This window comes from Paenibacillus periandrae, assembly GCF_022458865.1.
Lineage (GTDB): Bacteria > Bacillota > Bacilli > Paenibacillales > NBRC-103111 > Paenibacillus_S > Paenibacillus_S periandrae.
In genome coordinates, this window is the sequence record NZ_JAJNMU010000031.1 from 1 (window position 1) to 12118 (window position 12118).

10 protein-coding genes are annotated in these 12118 nt (G+C 44.8%); 3 read left to right on the forward strand and 7 right to left on the reverse strand.

All coding sequences use genetic code 11. The features are described from left to right. Positions 1-299: 299 nt before the first annotated feature. Complete coding sequence (locus LRL21_RS37310) at positions 300-875, reverse strand: DUF5710 domain-containing protein (protein ID WP_240420882.1); 576 nt, start codon at positions 873-875, stop codon at positions 300-302. 344 nt (positions 876-1219) lie between these two features. On the opposite strand from LRL21_RS37310, the gene LRL21_RS37315 reads away from it, so the two are divergent. Beyond that, positions 1220-2854: an Ig-like domain-containing protein gene (locus LRL21_RS37315; protein WP_240420883.1), complete on the forward strand. Its 1635-nt coding sequence runs from the start codon at positions 1220-1222 to the stop codon at positions 2852-2854. Positions 2855-2914: 60 nt separating this feature from the next. Next, entirely contained in the window at positions 2915-3538 is a 624-nt protein-coding gene (locus LRL21_RS37320) for a hypothetical protein (RefSeq protein ID WP_240420884.1), read from the forward strand. A gap of 163 nt (positions 3539-3701) precedes the next feature. Here the strand turns inward: LRL21_RS37320 and LRL21_RS37325 are convergent, their stop codons facing one another. Further along, positions 3702-5342, reverse strand: coding sequence for a stalk domain-containing protein (locus LRL21_RS37325; RefSeq protein WP_240420885.1), 1641 nt, complete (start codon positions 5340-5342; stop codon positions 3702-3704). Positions 5343-5830: 488 nt separating this feature from the next. On the opposite strand from LRL21_RS37325, the gene LRL21_RS37330 reads away from it, so the two are divergent. After that, positions 5831-5998, forward strand: coding sequence for a hypothetical protein (locus tag LRL21_RS37330; protein ID WP_240420886.1), 168 nt, complete (start codon positions 5831-5833; stop codon positions 5996-5998). Between the two features lie 71 nt (positions 5999-6069). Here LRL21_RS37330 and LRL21_RS37335 read toward each other — a convergent pair whose 3' ends face one another. From LRL21_RS37335 to LRL21_RS37355, 5 genes are all read right to left on the reverse strand, one after another. After that, positions 6070-6357 (reverse strand): alpha/beta-type small acid-soluble spore protein, encoded by a 288-nt coding sequence (locus tag LRL21_RS37335; RefSeq protein WP_240420887.1) that lies wholly within the window; start codon positions 6355-6357, stop codon positions 6070-6072. A 200-nt stretch (positions 6358-6557) separates the two neighbouring features. Beyond that, positions 6558-7853 (reverse strand): immunoglobulin-like domain-containing protein, encoded by a 1296-nt coding sequence (locus LRL21_RS37340; protein WP_240420888.1) that lies wholly within the window; start codon positions 7851-7853, stop codon positions 6558-6560. Between the two features lie 243 nt (positions 7854-8096). Further along, positions 8097-9119 (reverse strand): LLM class flavin-dependent oxidoreductase, encoded by a 1023-nt coding sequence (locus tag LRL21_RS37345; RefSeq protein WP_240420889.1) that lies wholly within the window; start codon positions 9117-9119, stop codon positions 8097-8099. Positions 9120-9173: 54 nt separating this feature from the next. Beyond that, positions 9174-11201, reverse strand: a complete 2028-nt coding sequence (locus tag LRL21_RS37350) for an ABC transporter ATP-binding protein (RefSeq protein WP_240420890.1) — start codon at positions 11199-11201, stop codon at positions 9174-9176. Positions 11202-11218: 17 nt separating this feature from the next. Continuing rightward, entirely contained in the window at positions 11219-12100 is an 882-nt protein-coding gene (locus LRL21_RS37355; RefSeq protein ID WP_240420891.1) for an ABC transporter permease, read from the reverse strand. Positions 12101-12118 lie beyond the last annotated feature (18 nt).

Below are 12118 nucleotides of genomic sequence, written 5' to 3' on the forward strand. Positions count from 1 at the left end.
CAGTTTTCACGCTTTTTCGTTCTTGGTAAGTTACCCGTTGAATGGATCGTTTGTATTCAGCGCTTCATTCAAACGTATGTCTCTGTTGAGGTTAGAGTTACAAAATCTGGTTAATCAACAGGTCTGACTTCAAATAAATATTAGTTGGAATGAAAACAGCCTAAAATCGTCTGATTTTAGGCTATAAAATTATTCAAATTATGGCAAAGAAATAGTTCAAGCAACAAATACCTCCGTGACAACTCCTTCAGATTCTATATTATCTATAATGACAACTTGATCTACAAATGCCCATATTTCTACTCCATCCAACCCTTTGTGGTTGGCAGCCACTGCTCAAATGGCTTAAGATCAGCATCACCGGGAATATACCAGGATTTATTTCTGGAATTCCATTGCGCTCCCAGCTTTAATGCTTTATCCTTTTCCATCATAGGGACAACCAGTTGTACAGGCCTGATAGCCGGACTCTCGCTCAGCTTTTTTCTCCACTGCTCCAGGGGAATCTCGCTCCAGAGCTCAGTTTGTTCCTCATAGACAGCAATAAAGCTTTTTTTCATAAGCGTTCTGTTGATTTGCTGGTTGTCCACGACAACATAGTTATCGCCCTGCCCGGCGTCGCAGTGGGGACAAACATGCATGATATATTCCGATTTGATAAAGGCACTGTATCTGTTCTCCAAAATAATGCCGTGCTGTTTTGCTAGATCAATCATAGCCGCGGACTTTTCATAAGCTAATTCAGTATGAAAAAAATACCCGTTAAACAAAAATATCGTGTTGGTCGGTTTATACAGCAGTAGAATGTCCATGTGCTGATCGCATTTGTGGCAATGATATCCGGAGTGTATTTGAACTCCCCATTGTACAGTCATAAACAGCCTCCTTAGGTTTTGCATAGCAAAACTTGCATCATAAAGCGTATCCCTGGTTGTCCATAGCCAAGCTTGCTTGGTTAGCGTAACTGGATTATGCCAATTTGAGCTTCCTAGGTCATTTAACGGATGATGCGGAGTGAATCAAATTATATGCGTCCCCAATGTACTGTATTATACAAATTATACCACACTAATCCGACCATTCACACTGCTTGACTACTTAAATTCCTCAGCATATTTTATGGATTAATACTTTACTTTTCAGGTGCATATGTCGATAAAATAGTATGTAGATCAAATTCATATCATCATCCAAGAGAATAGAAGGAGACTTGTCGTATATGAAGTTACGTATTCCTCAGACACTGCTGCTGTCTGCTTTCCTTTTAAGCTCTAGTGTAACAACTACTCTATGGTGGGAAACTCCTGTTTATGCCGCTGTCCAAACAGCGAACGATCTCAAAGATTTGCAGGACAAGCTTGAAGCTGCCATATTCAGTAAGCCGGCTTCCTTCAGTATTACTTACACTGGCGGTGCCTTATCCAAGACCAATATGAACGCTTTGCTGGCAGCCATATATGAGACTGACGATTATTTACTTTATAGCACAAAGTCCTACGGCTATACGCTGTCGCCTGACAAGGATTTTACGACAATCAACCTGACTTTTACGTACTGGGAAACGGTAGATCAATCCAAAGATGTTGCTGCTCGTGTAAGCGATATATTATCTGAAATCATTACACCCGACATGAATGATTTTCAAAAAGAAAAAGCGATTCACGACTGGATCGTGTCCAATCTCGCTTATGATACAACTATGGTACAGCACTCTGCATACGCCGGACTTTTTGGCAACCGAAAAACGGTATGTCAAGGCTACGCTCTACTCGCCTATCGAATGCTGTCGGATGCAGGCCTGGAGAATAAGATTATTGAAGGAACCGCCGGAGGTCAGCTGCACACATGGAATCTGGTCAAGCTGGAAGGAAATTGGTATCATCTCGACACAACCTGGGATGATCCTGTACCCGATGTAGCAGGGCGACTTGCCTATGGCTACTACAATCTGACCGACGCCCAAATCAAGTCCAATCACACCTGGAAAAAGAAATATCCAGCTGCGACGGTCGATTTTACCACAACATTATTGAGTAAAGAGAATACAGATACAGCAAGAGCGCCTTTTTATCAAAAGCTCCAGCAATCGCTGGATCTGGATTATATGAAGGATGAGTATACCATCTCCACCCCGGCACAGCTTGCTGTCAAAATCAAAGAAACCATGGCTACCAATCAGCCATCCTTTACCGCTCGTTATACTGCCAAGAAAAGTATTGCCAATGACCTGAAGTCTGCCATTGGCAGCTTTGGTAATATTTCGTCATACAGCTACAGCTCACCCGATTATATGCGTACAGCTATAAGCACGGATGTATTGCTTACTGTTAATCTAACTTATGGTGATTCGGTTGCAGCGGCTGGCATAACATTAAATGACAACAGTATCACACTAAATGCCGGAGGTACGGCCCCGCTGGTTGCAACCATTCAGCCTTTGAACGTGTCTAATAAAGGTATTACATGGTCTTCCTCCAACAGCGCCATCGCTACTGTAAACAATAAAGGTGTTGTCTCGGGCAAGTCGACAGGAACCGCCACTATTACAGCTACAACCACCGATGGAGAGCTCACGGCTGCTGCTGAGGTTAATGTGCTGCAACCTGTAACCCGCATTTCGTTGGGAAAAACATCATTAAATCTCAAGGTTGGCGACCCTGATTTTACATTGAACGCTACAATCGCACCAACCAATGCCACGAACAAGACTCTCACCTGGTCAAGCAGCAACACGTCGGTTGCTACGGTAGATGAAGACGGTAACGTGCACATTCTTGCCTCTGGTAAAGCTGCAATCAGCGCCAAATCACAGAATGGCAAAACCGCCAGTGTCACCCTTAGCATCAAGCCTTAACTAAGGTTTCGTTAACATCCGAGAAATTGCAATTAACAAGCGATGCTGGGGGGATACTGCATGTTTAAACAACTTGGGCTTATAGGAATCATTGGCGTCATTATGGTTACACTTGGAGCTTGTGTACCACAAACGTTCGCGGTTTCTGCTCCAACAGATGAACCTCCACGTGCCGAATCTGTGGAGGCACCTGTGCCCCAACCGAATTTAAGCGATGAGGAACTCAAGAAATTCCAGGAGTTCATTCCTTCTATTCGCGCAGCCTCTATTATTCAAATAGCCGAGATTCGCAATCAGAATGAAGCCTTTATTCAATTTTATACGAGTTATAAAGAACTCAAAGAAGCTACACCCAACACTCCCATAACCGAAGAGGAGTTCAACAGTTATTTTCCAGCCATCGACACTGTTCATAAGGTGATCATGGAAGTAACCGTTCGGCTGCTGCACGACATACCTGCAGTTCGTAAAATTACCCTCAACGTGCCATTCAAAAACCAGTTATATGGGATCGACGCTAAAAAAAGGTCCGTTGAAATGTATCTGAAAGCAAGCTTTAGAAAAATGCATGATGAACCCGGCCAAAAACAATGGAAAGAGCTGGTCAAGAAGCTTTTCACTACCAAGGAACGGGATAAATTTGCTCAAAGGTTTATTCGGCCCTATCCGCCTCAGCTCCCATAGGTTTTACCAGCAGACGGTTGAATCAAGCTTATCACCCAACTCGTTAGGTTGGAACCGAGCTGGGATGGATGCCGGAATGCAGATGACGCTTTAGCGGCAAAGACGTCTAATACCAAAAAAGCTTACAGGGTATGACCACCTCGCAAGCTTTTTTGGTATTGAATTATTTATTAACAGGTCCTAATTGAATTTGGGCGATAGAAGCGCCTATTCCCGGCTCATTTGGCTTATTATCGCCGCGCGGCTGGTCAAAGTTGCTTATATACAAGGTATTTCCAATAAAATAAGGACTTGCAGGGAATTCCAAAGGACCATTATTATCGTTATGCGTTACCTCGGTTACCTTGCCGTCTATCGTTACCTTGACAATCGAATTACGCTCATTGGCGCAAACATACAGGGCCTGGTCCGGTCCGAAGTTAATGCCGTCAGCACCATAGAGCAGAGGACTTTTCGCCACTAATTCAGTGGTTCCGAGTGAACCATCTACGTTGACCGTAAAGCGGTTAATTTCCCCGCTGCTCGTATTCGATACGTACAGTTTGCCATCCTGACCAAAGGCGATTCCGTTAACAACAATAAGCTGGTCTGTGCGCTCTGCCTGCAGACCACTTTTAAACGTATGTAACTGCCTATCCGGTGTTACCATATAAATATTTCCATTGGCTCCGCCAGTCACATACAAATTGCCTTTTTTATCGAAAGCTAATCCGTTCGCACCTGCCACACCGCTGACGTAGGTTTCTACCTTAGCAGTGTCGAACATTCCGCCTTCCAAATCCTTGGCCAGCACCCTCAGGATAACACCCTCCTGACCTCCGCTTGCCATATACAGATTGCCGGCTGCATCTAATCCGAGACCTGTAGCTGCACGCGGCAGCTCGGTTAATACATCCACCTTACCACTATCGGCCATAATTCGGAACAGCTTCTTCGAATCTGAGTCTACCGTAAATACATGGCCCTTGGTATTGGCAATAACACCTTCAGTGCGCATCCCAGTTGCCTTCTGCGGGTCCAAATCAGCTAAAATCGATATTTGTGCGCTGTTGAATTTAATTGTTTGCTTTAAATCAGGCTGAAGCGGCAATGAATCATTGCCTACCCACTGCACGGTCAATGTATGCTCACCAGGCTTAATCTGATTGAATGCTACAGGCTCGCCTTTATATGAGTTGATTGCCAGCTTGGGATCGAGATCTGTATCGAGCCACACCAGCAGATGACCTTCACCTGCCTTGGGCGCTTTGTTTACTGTAAAATCGGATAATGTTAGGTTATGCGCCAATACTGCTATCTTCAATTCACTGCCCAAAAGATATTGCCCTTGGTTAATGCCCAATACCGACAAGCTTGGCTTACTATCCGAGCCCACACTGACGGCACGTGTTTTGGAATCATAACCTATGGAATAACCGAGAGATTCATAGATGAAGCGAACTGGAACATATGGCTTTTCTCCGACCACTTGCAAAGGAGCTGCCAAGGCGAGCTCAACACCGTTTACTTTAACCGCTTTCATATTTGCCGTAAATTCAAATGTGCTGCCGGATTTACGCAAAGCAAGCGTCTTAGCAGCGGTATTCCAAGTAATCTCAGCGCCCAACTGTCTCGCAACCTCGTCTGCAGGTCCATACAAACTGTTGTCCACCAAATACGTTCGAGCCGTAAATTCAGCGTCTTTCCCATTTAGCTTGAGCACCATGTCGGATTTCACCGGATCTGCTGCAAATGCAATGGACGATAGTAAGATCAGACTGCTGGTAGCCACCGCTGTCGCCGTGAGCCATTGTTTAATCTTCATTATTGAGCCTCCTTCTAATTTGCATGCTGCTTGTTCCTGTTGTGAGTGTAAAATCCGTGATGATGGAATCAGCTACCCATACATTCGATACGTTCCCTTGCCCTTCCTGCTTAAATCCGACATTCCCTATAAGGAATTTTCTCGTAAGATACGGTTTATTCCAGCGTGATCTCCACGCCGCTTGGGGGTACTGCGTTGTATGTGGATTATGAGGGTAATTATAAGTAGCAGACGATTCCCAATAATCTTAGGAAATGGGGTCTTATCATGAATGATTTGTATATCTATGCGCCGGTTATTTGTGCCCTTGCCGTTGCTTTTATCGTTAGTTATATAGCATTTCGCAAGAAGGACGAGAGTGCAAAATAAGCGGATTGGCTTATTCGCTGCTGCCCAGCCAGGATGAACCAGCTTTGACTGAATTTATCCGCTCATATTGTGGATGGAGTATCCTGTTTAGGAAACCCTAACCGTAAGGGGGTGACTTTATGACAGGCAGAAACAATAAACCGGATAATGACGGATCTGCAAGCAATCCAAGTCGGCTGGATCAGTTTGGCGATAAGCTATCCTCCCACAACGAAGAGGAGTTTCGTTCAGCCGCTGACTTGAACACAGAACAAAATTGTGAAGCTGAAGAACAGGAAAATCAGTAAATGATCGTATGATTTAAAAAAAGAGGATCGCGACGAGCTCCGGTCCTCTTGTATATTTTAAGCATTGAGTTTTATTTGTTATGATTGTTCATAAGCTGCTGTTGTGCCAATAAAATCATTTCACGAACCATCGATCCGCCAATTTGTCCCCCAATTTTACCTGCCTGCTCTGTTGATAAATGTCCATTGCGTCCTGCTGTGAGCGGGATTCCCAAGGATTGAGCAACCTCGTACTTCACATTTCCAGGCTCATTCATATTAACTGAATACCCCTTTCGTTGCATAACCTCACCCTTGAATCGCTCAACAGCTTGTGAAGCCTGGGGTACAATCAGATTGCGTCCTCTTCGTCTGGCCATATCGACATCTCCTTAGCTGGAATGGTTTACGCGTATTAACCTTAGGTTGGACTATACAAGCTTTTCCTATGCTTCGCATATGGAAAGAATGAATGCAGATGCTCGTGTAAACGATAAGATTATTAGAGTGGCAAGAAAAAAAAGAGCCTACCACTCTACTTTCGGTGGCAAGGCTCCTATTCATGTTGGTAATAGTGACTCTATCGAATTCTAATGTACACCGCAGTATCCGGTGCCTTGTACTTGCTGATTTTCAGCACGAGGCTTTTGTCGGATTCCTTAACAGATTCTGGTAGTTCAAACGTTAGGTTTTTTGTTGAGGTCACAAGTGGATCAATTGAACTGAATGTATGATACCAGTTATTGTCTAACAAGTGAGGCGTCTCCTTGTATTCGTAATTTCCGTCAAAGATCAGCATGGCCGTAAGCTTCTGCTCATCATTGCCAAAAATATCAAATGGAGTTCTCCTAATATTATCCTGGTTCTCAATAGTCAAGCTCATGATCAAAAATGTGTTGCCGTCTTTCGCGTTATAATACTGGTAAAAATATTTGGCTTGCTCTGTGTCCGTCCGATTATACACGAACGATTTGGGTGTCAGCTTGTACTTGTTTAATTCAAATGAATCATTTATTTTGTAGATCGGAACAACCTTTACCTCCCGGCTGACACTGGCTTCATTATTGGAGCTGTCCTTAAGTTTGTATGTAATAGTATAAGTACCTTCTTTATCCGTCGTAAAATTCCCCTTATCCATTGTAATGCTCTTCGTCAAATCACCGTCCACATTGTCTGTGCCAGCAATATCCTTCATTAAGTCGAGTGTATCACCGACAAAGACGCTATTGGCTGCAGGCAACTTAATTTGTGGCTTCTCGTTGTCGATAACCTTTAGCTTGACAGGCTGCTCGACTTGGTAACCTTTAGAATCCTTCGCTTTTACAACAAGCGTGTAATCTCCGAGCTTACTGGAGTTGAAGCTGCCCTCGATAACCGCATTTTTAGCAATATCCCCATCGAAATAACTTTGTGCGCTTAATGTCGTTTTTATATAATCCGTGCCTTTATCAGTTGGTGTAGCATTGAGTTCGCTATTGTTCAGCTTAATTTTTGGAGTCAAGCTTTTCTGGATAGCGCTCACCATCTCTTCGTTCTTCTTATTCAGTATCTTGTCATAATCTGGATCGTTCTCCTTCAATGCATTGATTCCGATCATGCCGAGCTCCAATTCATCCTTCGTATACAATTTATTAAGCACTGTTGTATAACCCTCGAGATTATCTTCCTTGTATGTCCGATGCTTTTTAATATCATTGTAATCGTTGTATTGGATTTTATTGTTGACAATGCTTTTGACATAATTTTGATCAATAATTTTTGTAATCTCTGCTTCGGGGTAACCCAGCTTCTCTAGCTTGCCAACTTCTCCACAGGCGCTTAAGGATGCACCTATCGAAAGAACGCTGATCATCATCGCCAAGCGCTTCAGTTTCATTATAAATCCCACTCCATATCCACCCAATTTTAGTTTAATTTTCTATCATTATACCTCTAAATAGGTACTTCATCTAACATAAATTAAAAATATTAGGTAAAAAGAACTATTATTTTGTTCAGGATAAATAAAATGTAATATAATGTAAAAAAGAACCTTGCCAACTTACTTCAGTGGCAAAATTCTCTTTAGGTTTATTGATTAACCATATTAGCGCAATCAAATGCTTACGATAAAGACGAGTTAAGAACGAACAAGCTCCGACAGTCCCAGCCTGATTTCTCTGAGAGCATCAAGCCGCTGGGACAGTGTCTTGAGTTCGATGTTGATCATAAGCTCATCAAATTCATATTTAAAATATAACTGCTTCAGCTTTTCGAAAACGGTTAGATGGGAACCATATATAATTATGGTATTTTTTTGTTCAATGGTGTACTTTTCGGAAGTTTGTCTGGTGAACTCGTTTAATAGCTCCAGGCTGCCTACCCTCAATTTTTTGCCATTTTCCAGAAAAATCTTGATAACTTTAAATTCCTCGGCTTGCCGTTCAGCCTCCTCATCGGTATCTGCCACAATGACTGATACCGCCATAATAACATGCGTGTCTGGCAGTCTTGATGGCTGGAACATGCTCCGATATGCAGCCAGAGCCTGCGTCTGCACTTCATCATCTCCACTGATCCACTGGGAGAATACATAAGGCATGCCCAGCTTCGCAGCTATCTCCGCGCTGGCGACGCTTGCTCCCAGCAAATAAAGCTCAGGCGATTGGGGCGGGCTTGGCTTCGCCCTAAGACCATACAACGGATCAGCTTGGTCCGTTCGATATTCATCGTGAACAAGCTGGTCCAAGAGTACCAACTTATCGACAAGTGGAATCACAGTCTCGCTCGGAACAGGCTGCAGCGCTCGCGTAGATCTGGGGAATCCACCTGGCGCCCTTCCAATACCCAGATCAACTCTGCCTGGCGCCAGGCAGGAGAGAAGATTGAAATTCTCTGCCACTTTATAGGGACTGTAATGCTGCAGCATTACGCCCCCCGAACCAATACGTATATGCTCCGTTCGCGCAAGCAAATAAGCGATTAAAACTTCTGGCGAAGGGCATGCAAAGCTATCCATGTCATGATGCTCAGAGACCCAGAATCGATGATACCCCAATCGTTCTGCTGCCTGTACAAGTTCAAGTGTGTGCTGGAGCGCTTGAGCAGCCGTCTCGTTCTCGGCAATGGGGCTTTTATCCAATATGCTTAATACAAATGACATCTTCTCCATCCTTTCCAGCCGAGTTCCTTTATCTATCTGCTTCCATTCCACTGCCTATACCGGATAATGACAAGCTGTGTAATGGTCCTTGCTGATTTGGGTCCACTCAGGCGGCTCCTCCTTGCAGCGTATTGTGGCAGCGGGACAACGGGTATGAAATCGGCAGCCCGAGGGCGGGTTAGCAGACGAAGGAATTTCCCCTTCTATCGAGGAAAGTACTTTTTTCCGGGTTGGATCGGGCCATGGAATTGAAGCAATTAACGCTTTCGTATAATGATGTGCCGGATGCCGGAATAGTTCTTCGCTGTCGGCAATTTCAACCAGCTTGCCCAGATACATGACACCGATCCGATCGGAAATATGCCTTACAATATGCAAGCCATGGGCGACAAATAAATAAGTCAAACCGATGTTTCTTTGTAAATCCTGCAACAGGTTTACGATCTGCGCCTGAACGGATACATCCAAAGCCGAGACAGCCTCATCCGCCAGCACAAACGATGGATTGAGCGCAATGGCTCTTGCTATACCAATTCTTTGGCGCTGCCCTCCGGAGAATTCATGCGGGTATCGGTCATACCACGAACGGTCCAGACCGACAATTTCCAGTAGCTCTTCGATTCGCTCCCGTTTGTCTTTGGCGTTCAAAGTTTCGTGTACCCTCAGTGGTTCACCTATGATTTCACTTATTTTCCAACGCGGGTTCATGGAGCCGTAAGCATCTTGAAAAATCATTTGCATGTTTCTGCGAACCTTCTGCAACTCCGGCTCGTCCAATCGGACCAAGTCCCTGCCTTGAAACCGAACCTCGCCAGCTGTCGCCTGCTCCAATTGCAGGATAGTGCGTCCAAGCGTACTTTTACCGCTGCCGGACTCACCCACCAGACCGAATGTTTCTCCTTCACGAATATGAAAAGAAACGTCGTCCACAGCACGAATAAAGGAAGAATGGCCCCATCCTTTTTTCAACGGGAACCATTTGCTCAAGCCATTGATTTCAAAGAGAGTCGAATGCCCCACCTTTCTCGCTGCATCGATTTCTACAATCGGCTCGGGTGCGGCAGCCAACTCGGTTACTTCCACCGCTCCCCTTCCCCATTCGGGCGATTTCACCAGTTCTGCGGAATGCCAGCAAGCCGCTTGCCGACCGTTAATATCCATAAGCGGGGGATTATCCCGCCTGCACTTCTCGCTTGCATACACACAACGAGGATGAAAACGGCAACCCGTCGGCAAATCACTCAGATTAGGAACTGCGCCTTTGATCGAATACAATCTCAGACTCCGGTCACTTTCCATAGTCGTGATGGATGCCAAGAGACCCTTGGAATACGGGTGATGCGGCTGCTCGAACAGTTGAAGCACGTTTGCTTGCTCAACAATTTGCCCCGCATACATGACAATAATCCGGTCTGCCATCTCGGCTGCTATCCCCATATCATGGGTAACCAGCAGGATGGACATGTTAAATTCTTTTTTTAATTCCTGCAGCAGTTGAAGAATTTGGGCTTGAATGGTCATATCCAACGCCGTTGTCGGCTCGTCGGCAATGAGCAGCTCCGGTTCGCAAGCTAGCGCCATGGCAATCATTGCCCGCTGCAGCATCCCGCCTGACAGCTCATTCGGATATTGCTTCATCCGCACCTCAGGCTCGGAAATACCAACTCGCTCCAGTAAATACACCGCCCGCTCCCAAGCTGCTTTCCGGCTGCTCGTTTTATGATGTACAATAATCTCAATAATTTGACTGCCGATTGTGAAGACGGGGTCGAACGCCGACATGGGCTCCTGAAAGACCATTGCCATTTTTTTGCCTCGCAAGCTGCGAAGCTGTTTAGAGGAGAGCGAAACCAGATCGATTCCGTCCAGCACCATCTCCCCTTTGGTAATCACACCGTTCTCATAATCAATCAATCTCATGATCGACTTGGATGTTATGGTTTTACCGCTCCCCGACTCCCCTACAATACATACCGTTTCCCCAACTTTAATATTCAATGAAACGTCAGAAATAGCCGTAAGGCTACCTTTCTTCGTGGAAAATTGTACCGTCAAATCCCGAATATCGAGCAAGTTTTTCAATAACAACCCTCCCTTCCCTATATCCGGCTGCTCTTGGGGTCTAAATAGTCTCGTAGATGGTCTCCTAACAAATTAACAGAGAGCACCAGCATCGTAATGATTAATCCCGGAAATGTGGACATCCACCAAGCCACCGTCAAATAACTACGTCCCTGTGACAGAAGCGAGCCCCAATCGGGAATTTCTTTTATAATACCTAGTCCGAGAAAGCTTAGGCTTGAACCTACTAATATCGAAGTCCCCATCCCGATTGTTGCCATAACCAGCAAAGGCGACCACGAATTGGGCAGCACATGCCGAACAAAAATTTGTATTCTGCTCGTTCCGATGGAGCGTGCAGCAGTAATAAACGAGCGCCTCTTAATGCTTAATATTTGCCCCCGAAGCACTCGCGCGTATCCAGGAACAGCCGATATGGCTACTGCAAGTACAATATTGAACAAGCTCGGCTTTAATGCTGCTGCAATGGCAAGTGCGAGTAAGATACCAGGAATGGTCATAATAATCTCAACCAATCGCATAACAATGATATCAAAGAAGCCCTCTATATATCCCGCCAGAACGCCAATTGTCCCTCCAATGATCCCTCCCGCAATAACGGAAGCAACCCCTATTAATAAGGAGTCCCGACTACCGTGCACAACGACACTAAACACATCTCTCCCTAAAAAATCCGTCCCGAACAGATGGACAGCGTTGGGTGGCTGCAAAATATGCGAAGGCATCATCACAGTTGGCGAATAAGGTGCAATCCACTCTGGAAAAAGAGCGCAAGCGACAATAAATATAATGAACAGAATGGAGCCATAAACAAGTAATTGGGAAACAATAAAACGTTTAACAACACCCGTAATTGAAGAAATGGACCTTTTTTTTATCCCGGTCTTATTGGTGGGCATGGACAATCTCATTATTTG

Coding starts and splice junctions, on each gene's coding strand:
- LRL21_RS37310 (WP_240420882.1), bottom strand. CDS start 875: ATGACTGTACAATGGGGAGTTCAAATACACTCCGGATATCATTGCCAC.
- LRL21_RS37315 (WP_240420883.1), top strand. CDS start 1,220: ATGAAGTTACGTATTCCTCAGACACTGCTGCTGTCTGCTTTCCTTTTA.
- LRL21_RS37320 (WP_240420884.1), top strand. CDS start 2,915: ATGTTTAAACAACTTGGGCTTATAGGAATCATTGGCGTCATTATGGTT.
- LRL21_RS37325 (WP_240420885.1), bottom strand. CDS start 5,342: ATGAAGATTAAACAATGGCTCACGGCGACAGCGGTGGCTACCAGCAGT.
- LRL21_RS37330 (WP_240420886.1), top strand. CDS start 5,831: ATGACAGGCAGAAACAATAAACCGGATAATGACGGATCTGCAAGCAAT.
- LRL21_RS37335 (WP_240420887.1), bottom strand. CDS start 6,357: ATGGCCAGACGAAGAGGACGCAATCTGATTGTACCCCAGGCTTCACAA.
- LRL21_RS37340 (WP_240420888.1), bottom strand. CDS start 7,853: ATGAAACTGAAGCGCTTGGCGATGATGATCAGCGTTCTTTCGATAGGT.
- LRL21_RS37345 (WP_240420889.1), bottom strand. CDS start 9,119: ATGTCATTTGTATTAAGCATATTGGATAAAAGCCCCATTGCCGAGAAC.
- LRL21_RS37355 (WP_240420891.1), bottom strand. CDS start 12,100: ATGCCCACCAATAAGACCGGGATAAAAAAAAGGTCCATTTCTTCAATT.